Annotated in this window: 20 protein-coding genes, 7 tRNA genes and 1 pseudogene; 23 read left to right on the plus strand and 5 right to left on the minus strand. The window is 64.6% G+C overall.

Features of this window, described 5'->3' with window-relative positions:
* Positions 1–9: 9 nt before the first annotated feature.
* The 11 genes from ASC91_RS11565 to ASC91_RS11615 all read left to right on the plus strand — a co-directional run bounded on the left by ASC91_RS11565 (position 10) and on the right by ASC91_RS11615 (position 6,357).
* On the plus strand, positions 10–780 hold the full coding sequence (locus tag ASC91_RS11565) for an SPOR domain-containing protein (RefSeq protein ID WP_056196665.1): 771 nt from the start codon (positions 10–12) through the stop codon (positions 778–780).
* Between the two features lie 6 nt (positions 781–786).
* On the plus strand, positions 787–1,329 hold the full coding sequence (locus ASC91_RS11570; protein WP_056196668.1) for a CvpA family protein: 543 nt from the start codon (positions 787–789) through the stop codon (positions 1,327–1,329).
* A gap of 11 nt (positions 1,330–1,340) precedes the next feature.
* Positions 1,341–2,852 (plus strand): amidophosphoribosyltransferase, encoded by a 1,512-nt coding sequence (gene purF / locus ASC91_RS11575; RefSeq protein WP_056196671.1) that lies wholly within the window; start codon positions 1,341–1,343, stop codon positions 2,850–2,852.
* Positions 2,853–2,863: 11 nt separating this feature from the next.
* On the plus strand, positions 2,864–4,090 hold the full coding sequence (locus tag ASC91_RS11580; protein ID WP_056196674.1) for an O-succinylhomoserine sulfhydrylase: 1,227 nt from the start codon (positions 2,864–2,866) through the stop codon (positions 4,088–4,090).
* On the plus strand, positions 4,087–5,490 hold the full coding sequence (gltX, locus tag ASC91_RS11585) for a glutamate--tRNA ligase (protein WP_056196678.1): 1,404 nt from the start codon (positions 4,087–4,089) through the stop codon (positions 5,488–5,490). Before ASC91_RS11580 ends, gltX begins: the two co-directional genes overlap by 4 nt.
* A gap of 76 nt (positions 5,491–5,566) precedes the next feature.
* Positions 5,567–5,642, plus strand: a tRNA-Ala gene (locus ASC91_RS11590).
* Positions 5,643–5,692: 50 nt separating this feature from the next.
* Positions 5,693–5,768: transfer RNA gene (locus ASC91_RS11595), tRNA-Glu, on the plus strand.
* Positions 5,769–5,826: 58 nt separating this feature from the next.
* Positions 5,827–5,903, plus strand: a tRNA-Asp gene (locus tag ASC91_RS11600).
* A 75-nt stretch (positions 5,904–5,978) separates the two neighbouring features.
* Positions 5,979–6,054 (plus strand) — tRNA-Ala (locus ASC91_RS11605).
* A 48-nt stretch (positions 6,055–6,102) separates the two neighbouring features.
* A tRNA-Glu gene (locus tag ASC91_RS11610) sits at positions 6,103–6,178 on the plus strand.
* Between the two features lie 102 nt (positions 6,179–6,280).
* Positions 6,281–6,357, plus strand: a tRNA-Asp gene (locus ASC91_RS11615).
* Positions 6,358–6,840: 483 nt separating this feature from the next.
* Here ASC91_RS11615 and ASC91_RS11620 read toward each other — a convergent pair.
* Positions 6,841–6,930: transfer RNA gene (locus ASC91_RS11620), tRNA-Ser, on the minus strand.
* A 50-nt stretch (positions 6,931–6,980) separates the two neighbouring features.
* A complete protein-coding gene (locus tag ASC91_RS11625) occupies positions 6,981–7,355 on the minus strand; it encodes a hypothetical protein (protein ID WP_056196681.1) in 375 nt (124 codons plus the stop codon).
* 77 nt (positions 7,356–7,432) lie between these two features.
* Here ASC91_RS11625 and ASC91_RS11630 point away from each other — a divergent pair, with 77 nt between their 5' ends.
* Positions 7,433–8,149 carry an autoinducer binding domain-containing protein gene (locus tag ASC91_RS11630; protein ID WP_056196685.1) on the plus strand — a complete coding sequence of 239 codons (717 nt, stop codon included), beginning with the start codon at positions 7,433–7,435 and terminating at the stop codon, positions 8,147–8,149.
* A gap of 286 nt (positions 8,150–8,435) precedes the next feature.
* On the opposite strand, the gene ASC91_RS11635 is transcribed toward ASC91_RS11630, so the two are convergent.
* Both ASC91_RS11635 and ASC91_RS11640 read right to left on the minus strand, forming a co-directional pair.
* Positions 8,436–9,353, minus strand: a complete 918-nt coding sequence (locus tag ASC91_RS11635) for an SPFH domain-containing protein (RefSeq protein ID WP_056196690.1) — start codon at positions 9,351–9,353, stop codon at positions 8,436–8,438.
* Positions 9,354–9,383: 30 nt separating this feature from the next.
* Positions 9,384–9,812 carry an NfeD family protein gene (locus tag ASC91_RS11640; RefSeq protein ID WP_056196692.1) on the minus strand — a complete coding sequence of 143 codons (429 nt, stop codon included), beginning with the start codon at positions 9,810–9,812 and terminating at the stop codon, positions 9,384–9,386.
* Between the two features lie 121 nt (positions 9,813–9,933).
* Between ASC91_RS11640 and ASC91_RS11645 the strand changes: the two genes are divergently transcribed.
* Entirely contained in the window at positions 9,934–12,207 is a 2,274-nt protein-coding gene (locus tag ASC91_RS11645; protein ID WP_056196695.1) for an arginine/lysine/ornithine decarboxylase, read from the plus strand.
* Between the two features lie 82 nt (positions 12,208–12,289).
* Here ASC91_RS11645 and fabI read toward each other — a convergent pair whose 3' ends face one another.
* Entirely contained in the window at positions 12,290–13,072 is a 783-nt protein-coding gene (gene fabI, locus ASC91_RS11650) for an enoyl-ACP reductase FabI (RefSeq protein ID WP_056196698.1), read from the minus strand.
* A 250-nt stretch (positions 13,073–13,322) separates the two neighbouring features.
* On the opposite strand from fabI, the pseudogene rimP reads away from it, so the two are divergent.
* The 10 genes and pseudogenes from rimP to dusA all read left to right on the plus strand — a co-directional run.
* A pseudogene (gene rimP, locus ASC91_RS11655) lies at positions 13,323–13,829 on the plus strand (ribosome maturation factor RimP); the annotation flags it as partial.
* Positions 13,830–13,945: 116 nt separating this feature from the next.
* On the plus strand, positions 13,946–15,424 hold the full coding sequence (gene nusA / locus ASC91_RS11660) for a transcription termination factor NusA (protein ID WP_056196701.1): 1,479 nt from the start codon (positions 13,946–13,948) through the stop codon (positions 15,422–15,424).
* A 46-nt stretch (positions 15,425–15,470) separates the two neighbouring features.
* The gene (gene infB, locus ASC91_RS11665; protein ID WP_056196705.1) at positions 15,471–18,473 is read left to right on the plus strand and encodes a translation initiation factor IF-2; all 3,003 of its coding nucleotides are present in this window, start codon (positions 15,471–15,473) and stop codon (positions 18,471–18,473) included.
* A gap of 101 nt (positions 18,474–18,574) precedes the next feature.
* Complete coding sequence (gene rbfA / locus ASC91_RS11670; protein ID WP_056196708.1) at positions 18,575–18,955, plus strand: 30S ribosome-binding factor RbfA; 381 nt, start codon at positions 18,575–18,577, stop codon at positions 18,953–18,955.
* A complete protein-coding gene (gene truB / locus ASC91_RS11675; RefSeq protein ID WP_056196710.1) occupies positions 18,948–19,904 on the plus strand; it encodes a tRNA pseudouridine(55) synthase TruB in 957 nt (318 codons plus the stop codon). The genes rbfA and truB overlap by 8 nt, the downstream gene beginning before the upstream one ends.
* A gap of 24 nt (positions 19,905–19,928) precedes the next feature.
* Positions 19,929–21,752, plus strand: a complete 1,824-nt coding sequence (gene typA / locus ASC91_RS11680) for a translational GTPase TypA (RefSeq protein ID WP_056196714.1) — start codon at positions 19,929–19,931, stop codon at positions 21,750–21,752.
* A 103-nt stretch (positions 21,753–21,855) separates the two neighbouring features.
* On the plus strand, positions 21,856–22,728 hold the full coding sequence (locus tag ASC91_RS11685; protein WP_056196717.1) for a DMT family transporter: 873 nt from the start codon (positions 21,856–21,858) through the stop codon (positions 22,726–22,728).
* Positions 22,725–23,840: an enoyl-CoA hydratase/isomerase family protein gene (locus ASC91_RS11690; RefSeq protein WP_056196720.1), complete on the plus strand. Its 1,116-nt coding sequence runs from the start codon at positions 22,725–22,727 to the stop codon at positions 23,838–23,840. Before ASC91_RS11685 ends, ASC91_RS11690 begins: the two co-directional genes overlap by 4 nt.
* A gap of 87 nt (positions 23,841–23,927) precedes the next feature.
* The gene (locus ASC91_RS11695) at positions 23,928–24,509 is read left to right on the plus strand and encodes a lectin-like protein (RefSeq protein WP_056196723.1); all 582 of its coding nucleotides are present in this window, start codon (positions 23,928–23,930) and stop codon (positions 24,507–24,509) included.
* 120 nt (positions 24,510–24,629) lie between these two features.
* Complete coding sequence (gene dusA, locus ASC91_RS11700) at positions 24,630–25,583, plus strand: tRNA dihydrouridine(20/20a) synthase DusA (RefSeq protein WP_056196727.1); 954 nt, start codon at positions 24,630–24,632, stop codon at positions 25,581–25,583.
* The last annotated feature ends 22 nt before the right edge of the window (positions 25,584–25,605 follow it).

The following is a 25,605-nucleotide window of genomic DNA, read 5'->3' on the forward strand; positions in this document are numbered from 1 at the left end:
ACGCTGCCGATGGGCCTGTTTTCCTTTCTCAAGCGCGATGACACCGCCGCCGCGGTGCCGCCCAAAAAGTCGGCCAAGTCCGGCGCCAAGGCGGCCGACGACGTGCAGCAGCTGCGCTTGCGCGCCCGCCGCCGCCTTATCGGCGCGGCCGTGCTGGTGGCGGCCGGTGTGGTCGGCTTCCCTCTGATCTTCGAAACCCAGCCGCGGCCGATTCCCGTCGACTTGCCTATCGACATCCCCCGCAAGGACACCGCGCCGCCGCTGGCCGTGCCGACTCGCGAGCCGCTGACCCAGGCCGATACGGCTGCCGCGCCCGAAATCACGCCCCCGCCCGCCGTGGCCCCTGCTGTCGTGCCTACGGAAGCCAAGCCGGCCGAAAAGCCCGCTGAGAAGCCGCCGGTCAGACTTGCCGAAAAGCCTGCTGAAAAACCGGCCGAGAAGCCCGCAGATAAGCCGGCCGACAAGCCCAAGGCCCATGGCGGCGACGGTGCGCGTGCCCAGGCCTTGCTGGAAGGCAAGGAGGCCTCGGCCAGCATGCCAACTGCGTCTGCCGCGCGCTTCATCGTGCAGGTAGGTGCCTACGGTGAGAACAAGACCGCGCAGGACGTACGCAGCAAGGTCGAGAAGCTCGGCCTCAAGACCTATGCCCAGGCCGTGGACACGGCCGATGGTCGCCGCGTGCGCGTGCGCCTGGGGCCGTTTGCCAGCCGCGACGAGGCCGAGCGCGCCGCGTCCAAGCTCAAGGGCGCGGGCCTGCCCGGCGCCATCCTGACGCTGTAGCCCGCCATGGACGTCGCGCTCAGCTGGGTCGACCTCGCGTTCGCGGCAGTGCTGCTGATCTCGATCGGCATCGGCCTGTGGCGCGGCCTGATCTTCGAGGTCATGTCACTCGCCGGCTGGGTGGTTGCCTATTTCGCCGCGTCGCCGCTGGCGCCTGTCGTCGAGGACCTGCTGCCTGCCTCCATGACCAGCAAGTTCGGCCCTGCCGCCCTGCATGTTGTCGCGCTGGCGATCGCCTTCTTTTTCGTGCTGATCGTCTGGAGCCTGGCCTCGCGCCTGGTCAAGACGCTGATTCACGCCACGCCGCTGTCCATCGTGGACCGCCTGGGTGGCGCCGGTTTTGGTGCGCTGCGTGGTGTCTTCATCGCACTGTTGCTTGTGCTCGTCATTGGCGCTTCGCCCCTGGCGGAGTCAAGCACCTGGCGGGCCTCGCGTGCCGCACCCGTGCTCAGTGATGTACTGCTCGACGTGGCGCCCTTGCTGCCCGAACCACTTGCCCGATTTGTTTCCCGCTCGATGACCCCATCTGAAGCGGAATCGACTGACTAAGGATCTCCGCCATGTGTGGCATCGTCGGCGCTCTTGCTGCCTCCCCCGTCAACCAGCTCCTGTATGACGCGCTGCTGCTGCTGCAGCACCGCGGCCAGGACGCCGCCGGCATCGTCACCATGCAGGGCAACAAGTGCTTCATGCACAAGGCGCGCGGCATGGTGCGTGATGTCTTCCGCACCCGCAACATGCGCGCGCTGCCGGGCAGCATCGGCCTGGGCCAGGTGCGCTACCCGACAGCCGGCAATGCCTACAGCGAGGAAGAGGCGCAGCCCTTCTACGTGAACGCGCCTTTCGGCATCGTGCTGGTGCACAACGGCAACCTGACCAATGCGCATGCGCTGAAAGACGAGCTCTTCGACATCGACCGTCGCCACATCAACACCGAGAGCGACACCGAGGTGCTGATCAACGTGCTGGCACACGAGCTGGAGCTGGCCGCGCGCGACCTGCCACTGACGCCCAAGGAGATCTTCTCCGCCGTGCGTGCGGTGCAGAAGCGCATCAAGGGCAGTTATGCCGTCATCGCACTGATCGCGGGCCAGGGCCTGCTGGCTTTCCGCGACCCCTTCGGCATCCGCCCGCTGTGCTTCGGCCGCTCGGCCAACGGCGAGGTCATGGTGGCCAGCGAAAGCGTCGCGCTGGAAGGCACCGGCCACCAGTTGGAGCGCGACGTGGCGCCCGGCGAGGCCCTCTTCATCGACATGACCGGCAAGCTGCACACCGAGCAGTGCAATGACAACCCGACGCTGAACCCCTGCATGTTCGAGTTCGTCTACCTGGCCCGCCCGGACTCAGTGATGGACGGCATCTCGGTCTACCAGGCGCGGCTGAACATGGGCGAGACGCTGGCCCAGCGGGTCATTTCCACCATGCCGCCCAACGAGATCGACGTCGTCATCCCGATTCCGGAAAGCAGCCGCCCGTCGGCCATGCAGTTGGCTCACCGCATCGGTAAGCCCTATCGCGAAGGCTTCGTGAAGAACCGCTACGTCGGCCGCACCTTCATCATGCCGGGGCAGGGCGCGCGCAAGAAGTCGGTGCGCCAGAAGCTCAATGCCATCGGCGTCGAGTTCAAGGACCGCAATGTGCTGCTGGTGGATGACTCCATCGTGCGCGGCACCACGTCCAAGGAGATCGTGCAGATGGCCCGCGAGGCCGGTGCGCGCAAGGTCTACCTGGCCTCCGCCGCGCCGCCGGTGCGCTATCCCAACGTCTACGGCATCGACATGCCGACGACCGAGGAACTGATCGCACACAACCGCTCCGTCGAGGAGATCCGCCAATACATCGGCGCCGATGCGCTGATCTACCAGGACGTGGATGCTATGAAGCGCGTCGTCGCCGCGCTGCGCCCGGGCCTCGCCGGCTTCGAGGCAAGCTGCTTCGACGGCCACTACGTGACCGGTGACGTGAGTCTCGAAGACTTCGCCACGCTGCGCGCGCAACGCACCAGCCAGCCCAGCGAGGAAGACGCCGACGCACGTGGCCGCCTGGCGCTGCAAAGCGACAGTGAGCAATAGGGGCTGAACGCATGAGCGACCCCGCTCGCCGCACCTTGCCCGAGGGCCTGCGCCCGGAGACGCTGGCCGTGCGCACGGCGCTGGCGCCTAGCCAGCATGGCGAGAACTCCGAAGCGCTGTTCCTGACCACGGCCTACGTCCAGCCCGACGCGGAAACCTCGGCGCGCAAGTTCTCCAACTCCGAGGACTTCACCTACTCGCGCACCAGCAACCCGACCGTGCGCAGCCTGGAGGCGCGCCTGGCTGCGCTGGAGGGTACCGAGGCGGCGATCGCTACGTCCACTGGCATGAGCGCCATCCTGCTGCTCGGCATGGGCGTGTTGAAGGCCGGCGATCACGTCGTCTGCTCGCGCTCCGTGTTCGGCTCGACCATCAACCTGTTCGCCAAGGAATTCGCGAAGTTCGGTGTCGAGACCAGCTTTGTCTCGCAGACTGACCTCGCCGAATGGCGTGCAGCCGTCAAGGCGGCAACGAAACTGCTCTTCGCCGAGACGCCGACCAACCCGCTGACCGAGGTCTGCGACATCCGCGCCTTGGCGGACATTGCCCACGGAGCCGGCGCCATCCTGGCGGTCGACAACACCTACTCGACGCCAGCGCTGCAGCGCCCCACCGAGATGGGTGCCGACATCGTCATGCATTCGGCCACCAAGTACATGGATGGCCAGGGTCGCGTGATGGCCGGCGCGCTGTGTGGCTCCAGCAAGTTGATCCGCGATGTCTTCGGCCCGGTGCTGCGTACCGTCGGCATGACGCTGGCGCCTTTCAACGCCTGGGTCGTGCTCAAGGGCTTGGAGACGCTGTCGCTGCGCATGAAGGCCCAGAGCGAGCAGGCCCTGGCCGTTGCGCGCTGGCTGGAGGCGCAGCCGGAGGTGGACCATGTCTACTACCCATCGCTCGCATCCCATCCTCAGCATGACCTGGCCATGCGCCAGCAAAGCGGGCAGGGCGGGGCGGTGCTGTCCTTCGACCTGCGCGCCGATACCTCTGAAGCTGCACGTGCAGCAGCTTTCCACGTCATTGACAGCACGCGCGTGCTGTCCATCGCCACCAATCTCGGCGATACGAAATCCATCATCACTCACCCCGCGACGACCTCGCACGGCCGCCTGACCGAGGACCAGCGTCAAGCCGCCGGCATCGGGCAGGGGCTGATCCGCCTGGCCGTTGGCCTCGAGCATGTAGACGACATCACTGACGATCTGCTGCGTGGCCTTTCCACTTTGAAAATCCGATGAGCTCCACTTTCGACAAGGTCCGCACGCGCATCGCACCGTCGCCGACCGGCTTTCTGCACCTGGGCACGGCCCGCACCGCCCTTTTTTCCTGGGCCTATGCCCGGCACCACGGCGGCGAGTTCGTGCTGCGCATCGAGGACACGGATGTGGCCCGCTCCACGCAGGACTCGGTCGACCAGATCATTGCGGCGATGAACTGGCTCGGCCTGAACTACGACGAGGGTCCGATCTACCAGATGCAGCGCCTGGACCGCTATCAGGCCGTCGTCGAACAGTTGATCAGCGAGGGCAAGGCCTACCGCTGCTATGCGACGCCCGAGGAACTGGACGCGATGAAGGAGGCTCAGCAGGCCCGCGGCGAGAAGAAGCTCTACGACCGCCGCTGGCGCCCCGAGCCGGGCAAGGTGCTGCCCGCCCCGCCGGAGGGTGTGAAGCCCGTCATCCGCTTCGCCAACCCCGTCGACGGCGACGTGACCTGGGACGACCTGGTCAAGGGCACGATCACGATCAACAACCGCGAGATCGACGACCTCATCATCGTGCGCACCGACGGTGTGCCGACCTACAACTTCGCCGTCGTTGTCGATGACTGGGACATGCGCATCAGCCACGTCTTTCGCGGCGACGAGCACATCAACAACACGCCCTGGCAAATCAACATCTTCAATGCGCTGGGCGCACCGCTGCCGCAGTTTGGACACCTGCCCATCATCCTGGGTGACGATGGCCAGAAGTTGTCCAAGCGCCGCGGCGCTGTAAGCGTGACGGCCTATGCCGACGGTGGCTATCTGCCCGAGGCCATGCTGAATTACCTGGCCCGCCTGGGCTGGAGCCATGGCGACGATGAGTTGTTCACGGCCGAGCAGATGGTGGCGTGGTTCGATGGCTCGCATCTGTCCAAGAGCCCCGCGCAGTGGGACCCGGCCAAGCTGGACTGGGTCAACGGCCATTACCTGAAGCAGATCGATGAGGGCCGGCTGGCTGATCTTGTCGTCACGCAACTCAAGGCCAAGGGTATTCAAGCCACGGCAGAGCAGGTCCAGCCCAAGGTCGGTCTGTTCAAGGATCGCTGCGCGACGGCCGCCGCACTGGCCGATTGGCTCGCGATGTATTTCGCGCCCGTCATGCCATCGGTCGAGGATCTTGCGGCTTACATCACCGATGCCGTGCGCCCGGCACTGGCTGTGCTGGCAGAACGACTGTCGGCCATGACCGACTGGAACAAGGCCGGCATCCAGCAGGCCTTGAAGGAAACCCTTGCGGCCACCGGACTGAAGATGCCGCAGTTGGCGGTACCGGTGCGCGTGCTGGTGTGCGGGCGTTCTCAGACCCCGAGTGTGGATGCCGTGCTGGAGCACTTCGACAAGAAAAAAGTCCTCGAACGCTTGCATTCCATTTGAATTTCGTCATATACTCTTGGTCTCGCTTGAACAGCGCTGTTAACGAAGAGACTGACAACAGTCAACTCGAAAACACGGGGGTATAGCTCAGCTGGGAGAGCGCTTGCATGGCATGCAAGAGGTCAGCGGTTCGATCCCGCTTACCTCCACCAAAAAGGCCTTGGCTTATTGGATGGCGCGCGGTTCAAGTTGCGAAGGTTTCGTCCCCTTCGTCTAGAGGCCTAGGACACCACCCTTTCACGGTGATTACAGGGGTTCGAATCCCCTAGGGGACGCCAAGTTTGATGAGCTTGGATATTGTCGAAGGACGGTATCGGTATCGAATTCATCCCACGCGGAGTGGTAGTTCAGTTGGTTAGAATACCGGCCTGTCACGCCGGGGGTCGCGGGTTCGAGCCCCGTCCACTCCGCCAAGGATTCCATCGGGTCCACCCGATAAAAGAACGGCCAATTTATTGGCCGTTTGCTTTTTGCGACCGGTTTATACCGGGGGTATAGCTCAGCTGGGAGAGCGCTTGCATGGCATGCAAGAGGTCAGCGGTTCGATCCCGCTTACCTCCACCAAATACTCTTGTGGTTTTTGTGTGGCACGCAGTTTGTTTAAAAAGTTCTGTCCCCTTCGTCTAGAGGCCTAGGACACCACCCTTTCACGGTGATTACAGGGGTTCGAATCCCCTAGGGGACGCCAATATTGGCAATCTCGTCGTATGATGGGAATGCGATTGGCAATCCCGTCGCAAGACGGGCAAGTTTGATGAGCTTGGATATTGGTATCGAATTCATCCCACGCGGAGTGGTAGTTCAGTTGGTTAGAATACCGGCCTGTCACGCCGGGGGTCGCGGGTTCGAGCCCCGTCCACTCCGCCAAAAACAGCAATGCCCCGAAACCATAGGTTTCGGGGCATTTTTACTTGGCTGCTTAGGAGACGAGGCCGCGGGCCGGGGCGGGCGCTGTGCCAGCGTCGTCATTCCCGCCGGTGCCATGAATCTGTGGGCTGGCTGGGCCGGCAGGGCGCTGTTCAGCCGGCGCGGCCCGTGGGGCTTCGGCGGGACCGCGCTTGCCACTGACAACGAGGCGAGCGAGCTTGACAACCTCACTGGCTTTTGCCGGCATGCCGCCGATCAGCAATCCGAGCGTCAAGCTCAAGCACCACCATCCCTGTTTCACTCTTGGCATCTCCGGCTCCAGCCTTGCTCATCGGCAGGGCGCAGACTGAAGTGTTGAGCAAGGTCGGACAGCGGGCCACCTTGACGCGACGAACTGCGCTTTCTGTGGGCTGAACTGCGACTGAATGTCGATCAGTCATGAGCCAGAAAAGCAAAACGGGCCCAGTGGGCCCGTTCATACTTTGGCGGAGAGGGCGGGATTCGAACCCGCGGTGGGTATTAGCCCACACACGCTTTCCAGGCGTGCGACTTAAACCGCTCATCCACCTCTCCTGCAAGCCAACAATCATAACCTATTGCGTGCTCACGAAGGCGACATTCCGTCAGTTGCTGCTGCGCCAGTCCAGGGCGCCGCGCCAGTCGAGCTGGTGCACGACATTGTTGAGGTGCAGCATGCGCCGCGAACGCGCCAGCTCATGCCCGTGGCCGTCAATCAGCGCGACGTTGCACAAGATGTTCATCGGGTCGAACAGCGCCACGACGTCAGGCTGGATCTCCGTCCATTCCCATGCAATCTGGATGGCTTCGCCATCGGCCAGTGCAGCCCACACTTCCTGGCCACATCGCAGCCCGGAACGTGCATCGTGCACTCTGACACTGCTTCCGATTTGACGCAGGTCGTCTGTCACTTTTTCAAACTCGTTTACAGTCTTGACGACCGTCTCGCAGGCCATCAGTTGCCAGGCTGCCATCTGCATTCGGATCTCCCGTCATTTGGATGGTTTGCAGTTTGCGTTCGTCGAGGCCGCACTGCGCCTACCAACCCTAGTAGCGCATGAACCTCCAGCGGTACGAACAAGTCAGTCAAGCAGCAGATCTCACGTCTTTTCGACAGGGGCTGATCGCCTTCGCGAATGACCTAGATTTCGGTCTGGTCGTTGGCGTGCTGGCCATCGAGCACCGTGGGCCGGGTGCGAAGACTGAGTACGTCGCCGTAGGCAACACGCCTGAGGCTTTCTTGGAGATTTCCAGGGACAACAGCTACGCGCAACGCGACCCCGTGCATCAACGTTTGGCGAGCCTGACCAAACCGCTGATTTACGACCAGGCTTTCTACGTGGACGCCGGTGCAGGCGAGTTGTGGGAGATGTATGCACCGTTCGGCTACCGGACCGGTGTTGCCGTAGGTGTCCAAATGCCTGGCTACCGCCGGTTGCTTCTCGGGCTCGATCGGGACGCACCCTTGCCCAAAGATCCGATCAAGCTGAATCGGATGATCGCGGACTTGCAATTGCTCGCCGTTCATGCACAGGACGCTGCAGGGCGGCTGCTTGTGTCCAAGAGATCGGCACAACCTGCGGTGCAGCTTCCGTCACGACAGCTTGAGATCCTGAAGCTGACGATGGAGGGCAAGAGCGCCTGGGTTGTCGGGAGCCTGCTAGGCATCAGCGAGAACACGGTGAACTACCACATGAAGCAACTGTTCAAGCTGCTCGACGTGTCCACCAAGCACCAAGCCGTGCTGAAGGCGATGGAGCTGGGGCTGCTCTGACCGGCTACCGGCCCTACCAGGGTTTGTAGTTCTCTGTTGTCTGCCCGTCCTACACACTGCGCGCCATCTCAACGCTGCTAGCCGGACGGTGCAAATGGAAAAAGTTTCTTTCTGGGAAGTTCTCGCAGAACTGCTCGGCTTCCCGATTACGGGTAATTGATCCCGATCCTCTGAGCAGATCTTAGGAAAAGCGACACCTCCATCGCTTTCGTTCGGCGCCCCCCGAACGTCTTGCGCCCGCGACTGCCCTTGTTCAGGGCCCTCGCGGGCTTTTTTGTTCTGGGCCTCAGGCCTTTGCGCCGCCTTTGAACAACGCCATGGCGGTGCCGATCAAACCAGCGACTTCCGTCATATTGCCCGGCACGATCATCGTGTTGTTCTTCTGAGCGAGCTGGGCATAGGCGTCGACAGCCTTCTCGGCGACCTTCAGCTGCACAGCCTGATCACCGCCCGGCTGCTGGATGGCCGCTGCGATCTTGCGGATGGCGTCCGAAGTCGCGTCCGCCACAGCGGTGATCGCTGCGGCCTGGCCCTGTGCCTGGTTGATCTCGGCCTGCTTCTCACCCTCCGAGCGTGCAATGGCCGCCTCACGTTCGCCGGTCGCGATATTGATCTGCTCCTGGCGCCGGCCTTCTGACGCCGCAATCAGCGCGCGTTTCTCGCGCTCCGCCGTGATCTGAGCCTGCATGGAATGCAGGATGGCTGGCGGCGGCGTCAGGTCCTTGATCTCGTAGCGCAGCACTTTGACGCCCCAGTTCAAGGCCGCCTCGTCCAGGGCCTCGACGACGGACGTGTTGATGACGGCGCGCTCCTCGAAGGTGCGGTCCAGCTCCATGCGGCCGATGACTGAGCGCAGCGTCGTTTGCGCCAATTGCGTGATGGCGACAACATAGTTGCTCGCGCCGTAGCTCGCCCGCATGGGGTCGGTGACCTGGAAGTAGAGGATGCCGTCAACCGTCAACTGGGTGTTGTCCTTGGTGATGCAGACCTGGCTGGGCACATCGAGCGCGATCTCCTTCAGTGAGTGCTTGTAGGCCAGCCGGTCGACGAAGGGCACGAGGAAGTTGAGCCCCGGTGTGAGCGTCCCGTGGTATTTGCCCAGGCGCTCCACCACCCAGGCGTTCTGCTGCGGGACGACCTTGATGGAGCGCGCCACGAAGATGGCCGCGATGACGAGGATGACGAGTGCGATTTGGAACCCCATGAGGCCTCCCGGTGTTGTTGGTTTGCAGGCTCAGCGATCGAGGAGCAGACAACTGCCTTCGACCGCGCGAATCACATGCCGGCCACTTTGGGCCGGCGGACTGCCGATAAAGCGTGCCTGCCAGGCAGCGCCGCGGTATTGCACCTTGGCCCGGCCGTCGGTTGACCAGGTCTCGACCTGGACGGATTGACCGATGTCGAGGTTGACATCTGGGTTGCTTGCAGCGGGAGCGGCTGCGGGCATGCGGCTGCGCCGCAGGTGCCAGCCCACGACCGCTGCGCCGCCCGTGACGGCGGCGGTCAGCACTTGTGCGGTCAAGCTCGCGCCGAGATGAGCCGCCAGCGCACCGGCGATGGCGCCCACGGCCAGCATCAGCAGATAGAAGGTGCCGCTGGCCAATTCGGCCGCGACGAGCGCTCCTGCAGCGATCCACCAGACGGTGGCCCAGTTCCATTCCATCTTGTCTCCCCAGGTAAGTGTTGTCGGGTCAGTTTATAGACTGCGCTGACGCGAGTGGGACATGCTGCGGCCCTACACTTCGCCGCTTCGTTTTTTGATGCCCGCCCGCTGGAGGCCGCCGATGATCCGTTTTCACTTTCCCATCGTCATCATCGATGAGGATTACCGCTCCGAGAACACCTCGGGCCTGGGCATCCGCGCGTTGGCCGAGGCCATCCAGAAGGAGGGCATGGAAGTCCTGGGCGTGACGAGCTACGGCGATCTGTCGCAGTTCGCCCAGCAGCAAAGCCGCGCCTCGGCATTCATCCTGTCCATTGACGACGAGGAATTCACCGCGGGGCCCGAGATGGACCCTGTCGTGCTGAATCTGCGCAAGTTCATCCAGGAGATCCGCAACCGCAACCCGGACATCCCCATCTACGTCTATGGCGAGACGCGCACCAGCCAGCATCTGCCTAACGACGTGTTGCGCGAACTGCATGGCTTCATCCACATGTTCGAGGACACGCCGGAGTTCGTAGCCCGCCACATCATCCGTGAGGCCAAGAGCTATCTCGATGGCCTGGCACCGCCGTTCTTCAAGGCGCTGATGGACTACGCCCAGGACGGCTCCTACTCCTGGCATTGCCCAGGCCACTCGGGCGGCGTCGCCTTCCTGAAGAGCCCGGTGGGGCAGATGTTTCACCAGTTCTTCGGCGAGAACATGCTGCGCGCTGACGTGTGCAACGCCGTTGAAGAGCTCGGCCAACTGCTGGATCACACCGGTCCGGTCGCGGCCAGCGAGAAGAACGCGGCGCGCATCTTCAACGCCGATCACTGCTTCTTCGTCACCAACGGTACGTCCACGTCCAACAAGATGGTCTGGCACCACACGGTGGCGCCCGGCGACGTCGTCGTCATCGACCGCAACTGCCACAAGAGCAATCTGCACGCCATCATCATGTGTGGCGCCATCCCCGTCTTCCTGACGCCGACGCGCAACCACTACGGCATCATCGGGCCCATTCCCGAGAGCGAGTTCAGTCCGGAGACCATCCGCGCCAAGATCGCCGCCAACCCGCTGCTGGCGCACATCGACGCTGCCACGGTCAAGCCCTCCATCGTCACGCTGACGCAGAGCACCTATGACGGCGTGCTCTACAACACCGAAACCATCAAGAAGAAGCTCGACGGCTACATCCCGACGCTGCACTTCGATGAGGCCTGGCTGCCGCATGCGGCCTTTCACGATTTCTACGGGCAGTTCCACGCGATGGGCAAGAACCGTCCGCGCCCGAAGGAAGCCATGGTCTACGCGACGCAATCCACGCACAAGCTGCTGGCTGGCATCTCGCAGGCCTCGCAGGTGCTCGTGCAGGATTCGCAAAGCGTCAAGCTGGACAAGCATCTCTTCAACGAGGCCTACCTGATGCATACGTCGACCTCGCCGCAATACTCGATCATCGCGAGCTGCGACGTGGCTGCGGCGATGATGGAGCCGCCCGGCGGTACGGCGCTCGTGGAGGAAAGCATCCGCGAGTCGCTGGACTTCCGCCGTGCCATGCGCAAGGTCGAGTCGGACTATGGCGACGACTGGTGGTTCAAGGTCTGGGGGCCGGACTTCCTGCGCGCGCAGGATGACCAGGGCAGCGAGCCCGTGTCGGCGGACTGGATGCTGCACGCCGACGAGGACTGGCATGGCTTCGGCGCGCTCGCCGAGGGCTTCAACATGCTGGACCCGATCAAGTCCACCATCATCACGCCCGGGCTGGACATGGAAGGGCGCTTTGCCACCACGGGCATCCCGGCCTCGGTCGTCACCAAGTTCCTCGTCGAGCATGGTGTCGTCGTCGAGAAGACGGGGCTGTATTCCTTCTTCATCATGTTCACCATCGGCATCACCAAGGGCCGCTGGAACACGCTGTTGACTGCGTTGCAGCAGTTCAAGGACGACTACGACAAGAACGCGCCGCTGTGGCGCATCCTGCCGGAGTTCTGCGCGAAGTTCCCGAAGTACGAGCGCATGGGCCTGCGCGACCTCTGCCAGTCCATTCACAGGGCCTATGCCGAAGGCGACATTGCACGCCTGACGACGGACATGTATCTGTCCAATCTGCAGCCGCTGATGACGCCGACGGAAGCCTATGCCCATATCGCACAGCGCAAGACCGAACGCGTCGGCATCGACGACCTGGAGGGGCGCATCACGACCTCGCTGCTGACGCCCTATCCGCCCGGCATCCCGCTGCTGATTCCTGGCGAGGGCTTCAACAAGAAGATCGTCGATTACCTGAAGTTCACGCGCAGCTTCAATGCGAAGTTTCCGGGCTTCGCGACCGACGTCCACGGCCTTGTCCATGAAGTGGACGAAGAGACCGGTCGCGGCCGGTATTACGTGGACTGCGTGAAGGCCTGATCAGGCCGCTGCGCCCATCCGCCGGCGCGGTTTCTCGTGGTACGCCAGGTCGCGACGCACGCCATGCCGCGACCTCACTTGATCACTCGCCGCCGGCGAGTGCGACATGGCTGAAGCCGCCATCGACATACATGATCTCGGCGCTGACGCCGGCGGCCAGGTCGGACAGCAGGAAGGCAGCGGCGTTGCCGACGTCCTCGATGGTCACGTTGCGCCGGATCGGCGCCGAGGCGGCGAACTGGCTCAGCAACTTGCCGAAGTCCTTGATGCCGGAGGCTGCCAGCGTCTTGATTGGGCCGGCAGAGATGCCGTTGACTCGCACGCCCTTGGCGCCGAGGTCGTGGGCCAGGTAGCGCACGCTGGCCTCCAGCGCCGCCTTGGCCATGCCCATGGTGTTGTAGTTGGGCACGTAGCGCTCGGCGCCCAGGTAGCTCAGTGTGAGCAGGGCGGCGCCGGGGCGCAGGCGCGGGGCGGCCAGCTTGGCCATGGCGGGGAAGCTGTAGGCCGAAATGTCGTGGGCGATGCGGAAGTTCTCGCGCGTCATGCCGTCCAGGAAATTGCCGGCAATCGCCTCGCGAGGCGCAAAGCCGATGGAATGGACGAAACCGTCGAACTCCGGCCAGACCTCGCCGAGCTGGTTGAACAACGCCTCCATCTGCTCGTCGCTGGTCACGTCACAGTCGTAAATGAGTTTGGAGCCGAATTCGGCAGCGAACTCGCTGATGCGGTCCTTGAAACGTTCGCCCTGATAGCTGAACGCCAACTCGGCACCTTCGCGGTGGCAGGCCCGGGCAATGCCGTAGGCGATGGAGCGGTTGGACAGCACGCCCGTGATCAGCAGCCGCTTGCCGGCGAGAAAGCCCATTCTTGTCTCCTGTGAGGTCTCAAACAGCCTCAGATTCTGGCACGCGCAGGGCGTAGCGGCTTGCCGGCATGGGACTTGCACAGTACAATCCGAGCTTCACCAGAAATGAGAGAACTCTGCAAAGAGTCTTTCAACGAGCCCCGGACGACATCCCCCGGGGCGCGATATCAGGTGAACGAGTGGGCGGATTCATCCAGCCCATTTTTTTTGCTTTTTCGATTTTCTTTCGACCGAAGACCGCACACCCCGAATGAGTTGGCAAACCGCTGTGGAAACGACCGTGACCGGACTCGGTTACGAACTCGTGGACTGCGAACGCAGTGCCAGTGGTGGAACGCTGCGCGTGACGATTGACAGGCTGAACGCCGGGGCGGATGCCGGCGAGCTGATCGATGTGGATGACTGCGAAAAGGTCACCCGACAGCTGCAGTATGTGCTCGAGGTCGAGGGTTTGGAATATTCCCGGCTCGAAGTGTCTTCACCGGGTCTGGATCGGCCGTTAAAAAAGGCCGCGCATTACGCGCGCTTTGCCGGCCAGGAAATCGATATCACGCTCAAAGCACCTTTCCAGGGCCGCAAGAAGTACCGCGGCGTGGTCAGCGCGCAGCCGGATGCGGCGGATGACCAGGCCTGGCGCCTGGTGTTCGACGACGGCGAGGCCGATCAGGCGCTTGATTTCACGCTCGACGAGGTGCGCGAGGCACGCCTCGTGCCGTCGTTCAGCTTCAAGGGTCGTGGCGGCGAACCGGCGCCTGACCGCAAGCCCGGCCAGCGTGGTGTCATCAAGCCGAAAAAAGCAGCACTCAAGAAACAAGCGGGCGCGCCCAGTGATGCGGCGCCCGGCCAAGACAAGGTTGACGGAGGTCTCAAGCAATGAACCGCGAAATGTTGATGCTGGTGGACGCGATCTCGCGCGAGAAGAGCGTGGAGCGCGATGTCGTGTTCGGTGCGGTGGAAGCCGCGCTGGCCTCGGCCACCAAGAAGATTTACGGCGCTGAGGCCGACATCCGCGTCAGTGTGGATCGCGAATCGGGTGAGTACGAGACCTTCCGCCGCTGGCATGTCGTGCCCAACGAGGCCGGTCTGCAGAACGCCGACGCCGAAATCCTGCTGTTTGAAGCCCAGGAACAGATCTCCGACATCGAGGTGGACGACCACATCGAAGAACCCGTCGAGTCCCTGCCCATCGGCCGCATCGGCGCACAGGCCGCCAAGCAGGTCATCCTGCAGAAGATCCGTGACGCCGAGCGCGAGCAATTGCTCAACGACTTCATGTCGCGCGGCGAGAAGATCTTCGTCGGCACCGTCAAGCGCCTGGACAAGGGCGACATCATTGTCGAAAGCGGTCGCGTCGAAGGGCGCCTGAAGCGCAGCGAAATGATCTCGAAAGAGAACCTGCGCACCGGTGACCGCGTGCGCGCCGTCATCCTCGGTGTGGACCCGACCCAGCGCGGCCCGCAAATCATGCTTTCGCGCTCCAGCCCTGAGTTCATGAAGGAACTCTTCGCCCAGGAAGTGCCGGAAATCGAACAAGGCCTGCTGGAGATCAAGAGCTGCGCCCGCGACAGCGGTTCGCGCGCCAAGATCGCCGTTCTCAGCCATGACCGCCGTGTCGACCCCATCGGCACCTGCGTCGGTGTGCGCGGTTCGCGCGTCAACGGCGTGACGACCGAACTTGCTGGCGAGCGCGTTGACATCGTGCTGTGGAGCGAAGACCCGGCCCAGTTCGTCATCGGCGCGCTGGCCCCGGCCAATGTGCAATCCATCGTCGTGGATGAAGAGCGCCACGCGATGGACGTCGTCGTTGACGAGGAAAACCTCGCCATCGCCATCGGCCGTGGCGGCCAGAACGTGCGCCTGGCGTCCGAGCTGACCGGCTGGCGCATCAACATCATGTCGGCTGAGGAATCTGCCGCCAAGCATGAGGTCGAGGCTGAAAGCGTTCGCAAGCTCTTCGTCGAGAAGCTCGACGTCGACGCCGAAGTCGCCGACATCCTGATCGCCGAAGGCTTCACCAGCCTGGAAGAAGTCGCCTACGTGCCGATGCAGGAAATGCTGGAGATCGAGGCCTTCGACGAGGACACCGTCAACGAGCTGCGCACCCGTGCCAAGGATGCCCTGCTGACGATGGAAATCGCCCGCGAAGAGAAGGTCGAAGAGGTCTCGCAGGACTTGCGCGATCTCGAAGGCGTGACCCCTGAACTGTTGAGCAAGCTGGCCGAAGGCGGCATCAACACCCGTGACGATCTGGCCGACCTGGCTGTCGACGAACTGGTTGAGCTGACCAGCCAAGACGAGGCCGCTGCGCGCGCGCTGATCATGAAGGCCCGCGAACACTGGTTCAACGCCTGATCAACACACGCCGCGCCGCACCGAAAGTAATTTGAAGGATCCCCACATGGCCGTGACTACCGTCGCCCAATTCGCCGCCGAGCTGAGCAAGCCGGCGGGCACGCTGCTGGAGCAGCTGCATGCCGCGGGCGTCAAGAAGTCTTCCGTCGACGACTCGCTGAGCGAGAACGACAAGGAACGCCTGCTCGACCACCTGCGCTCTTCCCACGGCACTGCCGGTGCGGATCGCAAGAAGATCACGCTCGTCAAGAAGTCGACCACCGAGATCAAGCAAGCCGATGCCAGTGGCAAGGCCCGCACGATCCAGGTCCAGGTCAAGAAGACCCGCACCTTCGTCAAGCGTGACGATGAGGTCGCCGCTGGCCCTGACGACGCCGAACTGGTGCGCCGCGAGGAAGAAGCCCAGGCCCAAGCCACCGCGCTGCGTGCCCAGGAAGAGGAACTCGCCGCCAAGGTGAAGGCTCGCGAGGACGCCGAGCGCGCCGCGCGTGAAGCTGCCGAGGCGCGCCGCGCCGAGGAGCAGGCTGCCGCCGAAGCCGCCGCCAAGGCCGCTGCCGAAGCTGCCGCTGCAGCTGCCGCCGCCAAGCCGGAGGTCACGCCCGTCGAGCAGGCCGAGGCCCGCCAGCGCAATGCCGCTGCTGCCGCCGCCGAAGCTGCCGCGATCAACAAGGCCGCCTCCAAGCGCGGTGCCAAGGCCGCCGCGCCTGCGCCCGAGCCTGAAGTCGTTGCGCCGCCGCCGCCCGCACCTGCGCCTGAAGTCGTCGCCCCGCCACCGCCCGCGCCCGAAGTGGCCAAGCCGGCGCTGCGCGTCGTCAAGGCCGTCGATGCCGCTGCCGAAGAGAAGCAGAAGCAGGACGACCTGGCCCGCCGCCGCAAGGCCGCCGAGGACGAGGCCGCCAAGATCCGCGCGATGATGAATGCACCCAAAAAGGTGCTGGTCGCGAAGAAGCCCGAAGAGCCCAAGCCGGCCGAAGCCGCCGCGGGCATCAAGGGCACCATCCACAAGAAGGCCGGCACGCCGGGCGCAGCACCTGCTGCAGCCGGCGCAGGCGCCGGCAAGCCGGGCGACAAGAAGTCGGTCAAGTCCGAGAAGCTGTCATCCAGCTGGGCCGATGACGCCGCCAAGAAGCGTGGCCTCAAGACCATCGGCGCCGGCCCCGCCGGCGCGAACCGCCCGGGTGGCGGCGGCAACTGGCGTGCTCCGGCGCGCGGTGGTGCCGGTGGCCGTCGTGGCGGCAATGACCGTGGTGGCAATGGCCAAGGCAACTTCCAGGCACCTGCAGAGATGCAGATCCAAGAGGTGCACGTCCCCGAGACGATCTCGGTGGCCGACCTCGCCCACAAGATGTCGGTCAAGGCCGCCGAGGTCATCAAGCAATTGATGAAGCTGGGCCAGATGGTCACCATCAACCAGCAGCTGGACCAAGAGACGGCCATGATCCTGGTCGAGGAAATGGGTCACAAGGCCTTCCCCGCCAAGCTGGACGATCCGGACGCCTTCCTGGAAGAAGAGGGCACCGCCGAGCAGGAGCACGAGTCGCTGTCGCGCGCCCCGGTCGTCACCGTCATGGGCCACGTCGACCACGGCAAGACCTCGCTGCTGGACTACATCCGCCGTGCCCGCGTCGCCGCAGGCGAGGCTGGTGGCATCACGCAGCACATCGGTGCTTATCACGTCGATACGCCGCGCGGCATGATCACCTTCCTGGACACCCCGGGTCACGCGGCCTTCACGGCGATGCGTGCCCGCGGTGCCAAGGCAACCGACATCGTCATCCTCGTTTGCGCGGCCGACGACGGCGTCATGCCCCAGACCAAGGAAGCCATCCACCACGCGAAGGCGGCTGGCGTGCCGATCGTGGTCGCGATGACCAAGATCGACAAGCCCGACGCCAACGTCGAGCGCGTGAAGAGCGAGCTCGTGGCCGAACAGGTCGTGCCGGAAGAATTCGGTGGCGAGTCGCCCTTCATCGGCGTGTCGTCCAAGACCGGCCAGGGCATTGACGACCTGCTGGAGCAGGTGCTGCTGCAGGCCGAAGTGCTGGAACTGAAGGCGCCGGTGGCCTCGATGGCCAAGGGCCTGGTCATCGAAGCCAAGCTGGACAAGGGCCGCGGCCCGGTTGCGACGGTGCTGGTGCAGAGCGGCACGCTCAAGCGCGGCGACGTCGTGCTGGCTGGCTCCACGTTCGGCCGCGTTCGCGCCATGCTGGACGAAGACGGCAAGGCCTGTACCGAGGCTGGCCCGTCCATCCCGGTCGAAATCCAGGGCCTGACCGAAGTGCCGCAAGCTGGCGATGAGTTCATGGTGCTGGGCGACGAACGCCGCGCCCGCGAGGTCGCGACCTTCCGTTCGGGCAAGTACCGCGACGTGAAACTGGCCAAGCAGCAGGCTGCCAAGCTGGAGAACATGTTCAGCGAGATGGGCGCCGGCGACGTGCAGACGCTGCCGCTGATCATCAAGAGCGACGTGCAGGGCTCGCAGGAAGCGCTGGCCGCTTCGCTGCTCAAGCTCAGCAACGCCGAGGTCAAGGTGCAGATCGTCCACGCGGCGGTCGGCGGCATCAGTGAGAGCGACATCAACCTCGCCATCGCCTCCAAGGCCGTCATCATCGGCTTCAACGTGCGGGCCGATGCCGGTGCGCGCAAGCTGGCCGAAGGCAACGCGGTCGATCTGCGTTACTACAGCATCATTTACGACGCTGTGGATGACGTGACCAAGGCGATGTCCGGCATGCTGGCGCCCGAGCAGCGCGAAGAAGCGCTGGGTACCGCCGAGATCCGCGTTGTGTTCGTCGCTTCCAAGATCGGCACGGTGGCCGGCTCCATGGTTACCAGCGGTTTGGTTCGCCGTGGCGCTCGCTTCCGACTGCTGCGCGAGAACACCGTCGTCTACACGGGCGAGGTGGACTCGGTGCGTCGCGAGAAGGACGACGTCCGCGAAGTCAAGGAAGGCTTCGAGTGCGGTATCAAGCTCAAGAACTACAGCGACATCAAGGAAGGTGATCAGCTCGAATTCTTCGAGATCAAGGAAGTGGCCCGCACGCTCTGACCTCCAATCCCGAGGGTTAACCCCGCCCCTCGGGGCGGGGTTTGTTCTTTGTTGGCTGTCCGCGCGTGAACCGCGCAAACAGCCTGATCAGGAAACCTGCCATGAGACACAAACGCGCCATCCCCAACCGAGCTTTCCGAGTCGCCGACCAGATCCAGCGTGATCTGGCGGAGCTGATCCGCGAGCTCAAGGATCCGCGCATCGGCATGGCGACGATCAATGCGATCGAGGTCACGCCCGACTACGCCCATGCCAAGGTGTTCTTCTCGGTACTGGTCGGTGACCCGAAGGAAACGCAGGAAGCGCTGAACGAGGCCGCGGGTTTCCTGCGCAACGGCCTGTTCAAGCGCCTGCAGATCCACACGGTGCCGACGCTGCACTTTCAGTTCGACCGCACCATCGAGCGTGCGGCCGAGATGAGTGCCCTGATCAACAAGGCCAATGCGACTCGCGCTTTGGAAGACGAGGAGCCGAATGACTGAGGCTGTCGTCACTGCGAGGCCTGCTCGGGTACGCATCCAGCGTCGCCCGCTGCATGGCGTGTTGTTGCTCGACAAGCCGCTGGGCTTGTCGAGCAACGACGCGTTGCAGAAAGCCAAGTGGCTGCTGCGCGCCGAGAAGGCCGGCCACACCGGCACGCTGGACCCGCTGGCCACCGGCCTGCTGCCGCTGTGCTTTGGCGCCGCGACCAAGTTCAGCCAGGTCAGCCTCGACGCCGACAAGCGCTATCTCGCAACCCTGGCGCTGGGCATCCGCACGACCACCGGCGACGCCGAAGGCGAGGTGCTGGAGCGCCGTGACGCCGACGGCATCACGCAAGCGCAGATCGCTGCCGCCTGCGCCGCCTTCACCGGCGAGATCGACCAGATGCCGCCGATGTACTCGGCGCTCAAGCACGAGGGCAAGGCGCTGTACGAATACGCCCGCGCCGGCATCGAGATCGAGCGCAAGAGCCGTCGCGTGACGATTCATGCCATCGACATCGTCAGCGTGCAGGCTGGCACCGTGACCCTCGACGTCCGTTGCACCAAAGGCACCTACATCCGCACGCTGGCCGAAGACATTGGCACTGCACTCGGTTGTGGCGCTTCGCTGGCCGCACTGCGCCGCACCGGCTCCGGCAGCCTGACGCTGGACGGCAGCATCACGCTCAGCGGCCTGGAAGCCCTGCCCGAAGAACAACGCGCCGCGCTGCTGACCTCGCCCGACCGCCTGCTGGCCGAAGCCCCCGAGCTTCGTCTGCCTGCCGACGAGGCCGCACGCTTCCTGTCTGGGCTGCGCCGCCGCGTGACCGCAGCCGACGCCGAGCGCGTGCGTGTCTACGGCCCCGAACCCCGCGCCTTCCTCGGCAGCGCCCACATCTCCTCTGGCGAACTGATCGCCGACCGCCTGTTGACCCCGCCGGAGGTCCAGGCTCTGCTTTCCGCCTGACCCGGTTTTCTTCCAAGCATCACCATGACCACCCCGATCCGCAACATTGCCATCATTGCCCACGTCGACCACGGCAAAACCACCATGGTCGACCAGCTCCTGCGCCAGAGCGGTACCTTCGCCGACCACGAAAAGGTCGTCGACACCGTCATGGACAGCAACGCCATCGAACGCGAGCGTGGCATCACCATCCTGGCCAAGAACTGCGCGGTGTCGTGGGGCGGCACGCACATCAACATCGTCGACACGCCCGGACACGCGGACTTCGGCGGTGAAGTCGAGCGCGCACTGTCCATGGTCGACGGCGTCGTGCTGCTGATCGACGCCCAGGAAGGCCCGATGCCGCAGACGCGCTTCGTGACCAAGAAGGCGCTGGCACTGGGTCTCAAGCCCATCGTCGTGGTCAACAAGGTCGACAAGCCGGGCGCCAAGCCCGACGCCGTCATCAATGCCGCTTTCGACCTGTTCGACAAGCTGGGCGCCACCGACGAGCAGCTCGACTTCCCGGTCGTCTACGCCTCCGGCATCAACGGCTGGACCTCGCTGACCGAAGGCGCGCCTGGCGAGCAATGGGGCCCCGATATGTCGGCCCTGTTCGACACCGTGCTGAAGCACGTGCCCGCCCAGTCGGGTGATCCCGCTGCTCCGCTGCAGCTGCAGATCTCGGCGCTGGACTTCTCCACCTTCGTCGGCCGCATCGGCGTGGGCCGCATCAGCCAGGGCACCATCAAGACCGGCATGCAGGTCGTCGTGATGGAAGGTCCGGACGGCAAGGCTGTCAACGGCCGCATCAACCAGGTGTTGACCTTCCACGGCCTGGACCGCGTGCAGGTCACCGACGCCGGCCCGGGCAACATCGTGCTGATCAACGGCATCGAGGACATCGGCATCGGCGTGACCGTGACCGACCCGGCCAACCCGTCGCCGCTGCCCATGCTGAAGGTCGACGAGCCGACGCTGACGATGAACTTCTGCGTCAACACCAGCCCGCTGGCCGGCCGCGAAGGCAAGTTCGTCACCAGCCGCCAGATCTGGGACCGCCTGCAGAAGGAACTGCAGCACAACGTGGCCCTGCGCGTGAAGGAGACCGACGAAGACGGCATCTTCGAGGTCTGCGGCCGCGGTGAACTGCACCTGACCATCCTGCTGGAAAACATGCGCCGTGAAGGCTATGAGCTGGCCGTCTCCAAGCCGCGCGTGATGTTCAAGGACGTCGACGGCGAGAAGCAGGAGCCGATGGAGCTGGTGACAGCCGACGTGGAAGAAATCCACCAGGGCGGCGTCATGCAGGCGCTGGGCCTGCGCAAGGGCGAAATGCTCAACATGGAGCCGGACGGCCATGGCCGCGTGCGCCTGGAGTACCGCATCCCGGCCCGTGGCCTGATCGGCTTCAGCAACGAGTTCATGAACCTGACCCGCGGCTCGGGCCTGATCTCGTCGATCTTCGACGGCTACGAGGCCCACAAGGGTGACATCGGCGGCCGCAAGAACGGCGTACTGATCTCCATGGACGACGGCGAAATCTTCACCTACGCCCTGGGCAAGCTGGACGATCGCGGCCGCATGTTCGTCAAGCCCAACGACCCGGTCTACGAAGGCATGATCGTTGGCATCCACAACCGCGACAACGACCTGGTCGTCAACGCGACCCGCACCAAGCAGCTGACCAACTTCCGCGTCTCCGGCAAGGAAGATGCGATCAAGGTCACGCCGCCGATCGAGCTGACGCTGGAGTACGGCGTCGACTTCATCGACGACGACGAACTGGTCGAGATCACGCCCAAGAGCGTGCGGGTTCGCAAACGCTTCTTGTCCGAGAACGAGCGAAAGCGTGCTCAGCGGAGCTGACACGCTTTCGCTGGCGCGGCGCCTTGAGCTCCCCCCAGCCCCCCTTCAGGAGGGGGTTCTAGTCAGTTGATTGCCCGCGCCCCGAAAGGGGCGCTCTTCGTTGATGAGCCACCGGTCTGCTGTTTTGCTGATGCTGCTGGTCACGCTGATGTGGAGTTCGGCGGGCGTGGTCACGCGGCATCTGGATGCGGCGCGGGGCTTCGAGATCACGTTCTGGCGCAGTGCGTTCAATGCGCTGGCGCTGGTGCTCATCCTTGGCGTGATGCGGGGCAGGGCGCTGTTCGGCAGCCTGAAGGGCCGCGCGGTCTGGGCCTCAGGCCTGTGCTGGGCTGTCATGTTCACGGCCTTCATGGTCGCGCTGTCGCTGACGACGGTGGCCAATGTGCTGGTCACGATGTCGCTGTCACCGCTGTTCACGGCGATATTTGCGCGGCTCTTTTTGCATCAGCCGATTCCGGTCCGCACCTGGTGGGCGATTGCGCTGGCCGGCGCGGGCATCGCCTGGATGTTCGGTGGCCAACTGGGCGGGCCGTTGCTGGGCTTCTTCGTTGCGCTGGGCGTCCCATTGGCTGCGGCGTCCAACTGGTGTCTGCTGCAGAAGGAAGGACGGGGCGACACCGACATGCTGCCCGCCGTGCTGATCGGTGCGCTGATCTCCATGGCCGCCACGCTGCCGCTGGCCTGGCCGTTGCAGGCCGGTGCGCACGACCTGTCCCTGCTGGGTTTTCTGGGCGTCTTCCAGCTTGCCGTTCCCTGTCTGCTGGCCGTGCGCCTGGCGCGCGAGCTGCCGGGCCACGAGCTGGCCCTACTCGGCCAGGCGGAAACCCTGCTCGGCGTGCTGTGGGCCTGGGCTTTTGCGGGCGAACACCCAGGCAGCGCGGCCCTGATCGGCGGTAGCCTCGTGCTTGCGGCGCTGATCGCCAACGAAGCGCTGGCGCCTCCTACTGTCAAACCCGCCTCCTTGAATAACGCATGAGTGACCTGATCCCGACCCTGGTGTCTGACGGCCATATCCTGGCCGACGTCAACGGCTGTCTCGGCCTCATCACGCTGAATCGCCCGCAAGCGCTGAATGCGCTGTCGCTGGCCATGATCCGCGACATGACGGCGCTGCTGCGCCACTGGGCATCTCGACCGGAGATCCAGGCCGTCGCAGTGCTCGGCGCGGGCCGCGAAGGCAAGGCGCCGGCCTTCTGCGCGGGCGGCGACATCCGCTTCTTCCACCAGGCCGCTCATGCCGGTGACCCGGCGCTGGAAGACTTCTTCACTGAGGAATACCGCCTCAACCACCTGATCCACCACTACCCCAAGCCCTATATCGCGCTGATGGATGGCATCGTCATGGGCGGCGGCATGGGTATCAGCCAGGGCGCCAAGCTGCGCGTGCTGTCCGAGCGCTCCAAGCTGGCGATGCCCGAGACCGGCATCGGCCTCTTTCCCGATGTCGGTGGTGGCTACTTCCTCGCCCAATGCCCCGGCCACGTCGGCGAATGGTTGGCACTGACCGGCCAGGCCATTGCGGCCGGCGACGCCATCGAATGGGGCCTGGGCGACGTCTATGTGCCGGCGGCGCAATGGGCCGACCTTGTCGAAGCGCTGAGGGCCAGCCCCCAGCCCAGCGCCGAGCACGTCATCGCGACCGTCATGGAGTGTGCCGATCTCGCCCCCACCGCCGACCCCAAGGCCGCCGCCGAACGCATCGACCGCCATTTTGGCGAGCCGACACTGGCCGGCATCCTGGCATCCCTGGCCGCGGCCGATGACGACTGGGCGCACCAGACCCGCGAGACGCTGTTGACCCGCTCGCCAACCATGATGGCGGTGACGCTGGAGCTTGTGCGCCGCGGCCGCAAGCTCGGCCTGGCCGACGATCTGCGCCTGGAGCGTGATCTGGTGCACCACGCCTTCCATTTGCGCGGCGCGGCCCGCAGCGAGACCGTCGAAGGCATTCGCGCGCTGGCGGTCGACAAGGATCACGCACCGCGCTGGAGCCCAGCCTCGGTCGCCGATCTGGACGCGGGTGAGGTGGCCGCCTTCTTCGTCAGTCCCTGGTCTGCGAACGAGCATCCGTTGCGGGACCTGAGCTGAAGCTGTCGCCCCCCCGAATGGGGGTTGGCCCGGCAGGGACATCTCCAGACACTCGCGAAAATTTTTCACGTTCTGACGGAGACATCGATGCGCAAAGTGCTCATGACCGCCCTGCTGGCCAGCGGCCTGTTCGGCCAGGCTGCCAACGCAGCGCCCGTGCTGTGGGACTCCGCCTCCGGCGGCAATGACCACTACTACGAGTTCTTCGACGCCAACGTCAGCTGGGACGATGCCTTCACGGCGGCCCAGAGCGCGAGCTATCTGGGCATGACCGGCTACCTGGCCACCATCACCAGCGCCGGCGAAAACCGCTTCGCTTCCGTCACCGTGGCCGGTGGCATCCTGGCATGGCTGGGCGCTTCGGACGCCGGCAATGAAGGCACTTTCACCTGGCGTGATGGTCCCGAGAACGGCCAGGCCTTGACCTACACCAGCTGGAATCCGGGCGAGCCGAACAACTGCTGCGGTGGCGAGAACTACCTGCAGACCAACTTCGGCGCCGTCATGGGCTGGAACGACCACGGCGGCCCGGGCAATGCTGGCCAGATCAACGGCTATCTGGTCGAGTTCAGCGCCGCCCCCGGCACCGTGCCCGAGCCGGCCAGCCTGGCCCTGGTGATGGCGGCCGCCCTGGCGGGCGTTGGCGTGTCCCGCCGCCGCAACCGCTAAGCCCTCACGGTTCAGCATTTCTCAACGCCCGCGTCAGCCCGACGCGGGCGTTGCCATTTGCGGGCCGGGATAATCCGCTGCGTGACTGCTTTTTCTCCCTGGCGCCTGTCCGTCGCGCCGATGATGGACTGGACCGATCGCCATTGCCGCCATTTCCATCGGCTCATCACCCGCCATGCGCTGCTCTACACCGAGATGGTGACGACCGGCGCCTTGCTGCATGGCGACCAGCCGCGCCATCTCGACTTCAACGACACCGAACACCCGGTCGCGCTGCAGCTGGGTGGCAGCGATCCCGCCGACTTGGCCGCCTGCGCCAGGCTTGCCGAGCGCTGGGGCTATGACGAGGTCAACCTGAACTGCGGCTGCCCCAGCGAGCGAGTGCAGAAGGGCGCCTTCGGGGCCTGCCTGATGGCCGAACCCCAGCTGGTGGCCGACTGCGTCAAGGCCATGCGCGATGCCACCTCGCTGCCGGTCACCGTCAAGCACCGCATCGGCATCGACAAGATTGAGAGCTACGACTTCGTCCGCGACTTCGTCGCCACCGTTGCCGAGGCCGGCTGCGAAGTCTTCATCGTGCATGCCCGCAATGCCTGGCTGCAGGGCCTTTCTCCGAAGGAAAACCGCGAGATCCCACCGCTGCGCTACGAGCTGGTGGAGCAGCTCAAGCGCGAATTCCCGCAGCTGACCATCGCCATCAACGGCGGCCTGAAGACGCCGGACCAGATCGCCGAGCAGCTGGCCGTGCTGGACGGCGTCATGATCGGCCGCGAGGCCTATCACGAGCCCTGGAGCATGGCGCAGTGGGACTCGCGCTTCTTCGGCCAGCCTGACCCGGCGGCGTCGCGCGAGCAGGTCGAAGACGCCTGGCTGGATTACCTGGATCGCGTGCATGCCGCTGGCCGCTCCTGGTCCCATGCGATGCGCCACGCGCTCGGCCTGTGGAACGGCACGCCCGGCGCACGCCGCTGGCGCCAGGTCTGGAGCGACCATCGCCTGAAGACCCTGCCGCCGCGTGAGGTGGCCGAGCGCGCCAACGCGGCGCGTGTGCAAGGCACGTCGGTCGCGGCATGACGACCGGCCGCGGCGCGGCCCT

The organism is Pelomonas sp. Root1237 (assembly GCF_001425055.1).
Taxonomy (GTDB): Bacteria; Pseudomonadota; Gammaproteobacteria; order Burkholderiales; family Burkholderiaceae_C; genus Pelomonas.

Bases quoted from the DNA above. Each gene is read 5' to 3' on its own strand.
- ASC91_RS11565 (WP_056196665.1), top strand. From the start codon at position 10: ATGGGCCTGTTTTCCTTTCTCAAGCGCGATGACACCGCCGCCGCGGTG.
- ASC91_RS11570 (WP_056196668.1), top strand. From the start codon at position 787: ATGGACGTCGCGCTCAGCTGGGTCGACCTCGCGTTCGCGGCAGTGCTG.
- purF (WP_056196671.1), top strand. From the start codon at position 1,341: ATGTGTGGCATCGTCGGCGCTCTTGCTGCCTCCCCCGTCAACCAGCTC.
- ASC91_RS11580 (WP_056196674.1), top strand. From the start codon at position 2,864: ATGAGCGACCCCGCTCGCCGCACCTTGCCCGAGGGCCTGCGCCCGGAG.
- gltX (WP_056196678.1), top strand. From the start codon at position 4,087: ATGAGCTCCACTTTCGACAAGGTCCGCACGCGCATCGCACCGTCGCCG.
- ASC91_RS11625 (WP_056196681.1), bottom strand. From the start codon at position 7,355: ATGCAGATGGCAGCCTGGCAACTGATGGCCTGCGAGACGGTCGTCAAG.
- ASC91_RS11630 (WP_056196685.1), top strand. From the start codon at position 7,433: ATGAACCTCCAGCGGTACGAACAAGTCAGTCAAGCAGCAGATCTCACG.
- ASC91_RS11635 (WP_056196690.1), bottom strand. From the start codon at position 9,353: ATGGGGTTCCAAATCGCACTCGTCATCCTCGTCATCGCGGCCATCTTC.
- ASC91_RS11640 (WP_056196692.1), bottom strand. From the start codon at position 9,812: ATGGAATGGAACTGGGCCACCGTCTGGTGGATCGCTGCAGGAGCGCTC.
- ASC91_RS11645 (WP_056196695.1), top strand. From the start codon at position 9,934: ATGATCCGTTTTCACTTTCCCATCGTCATCATCGATGAGGATTACCGC.
- fabI (WP_056196698.1), bottom strand. From the start codon at position 13,072: ATGGGCTTTCTCGCCGGCAAGCGGCTGCTGATCACGGGCGTGCTGTCC.
- nusA (WP_056196701.1), top strand. From the start codon at position 13,946: ATGAACCGCGAAATGTTGATGCTGGTGGACGCGATCTCGCGCGAGAAG.
- infB (WP_056196705.1), top strand. From the start codon at position 15,471: ATGGCCGTGACTACCGTCGCCCAATTCGCCGCCGAGCTGAGCAAGCCG.
- rbfA (WP_056196708.1), top strand. From the start codon at position 18,575: ATGAGACACAAACGCGCCATCCCCAACCGAGCTTTCCGAGTCGCCGAC.
- truB (WP_056196710.1), top strand. From the start codon at position 18,948: ATGACTGAGGCTGTCGTCACTGCGAGGCCTGCTCGGGTACGCATCCAG.
- typA (WP_056196714.1), top strand. From the start codon at position 19,929: ATGACCACCCCGATCCGCAACATTGCCATCATTGCCCACGTCGACCAC.
- ASC91_RS11685 (WP_056196717.1), top strand. From the start codon at position 21,856: ATGAGCCACCGGTCTGCTGTTTTGCTGATGCTGCTGGTCACGCTGATG.
- ASC91_RS11690 (WP_056196720.1), top strand. From the start codon at position 22,725: ATGAGTGACCTGATCCCGACCCTGGTGTCTGACGGCCATATCCTGGCC.
- ASC91_RS11695 (WP_056196723.1), top strand. From the start codon at position 23,928: ATGCGCAAAGTGCTCATGACCGCCCTGCTGGCCAGCGGCCTGTTCGGC.
- dusA (WP_056196727.1), top strand. From the start codon at position 24,630: ATGATGGACTGGACCGATCGCCATTGCCGCCATTTCCATCGGCTCATC.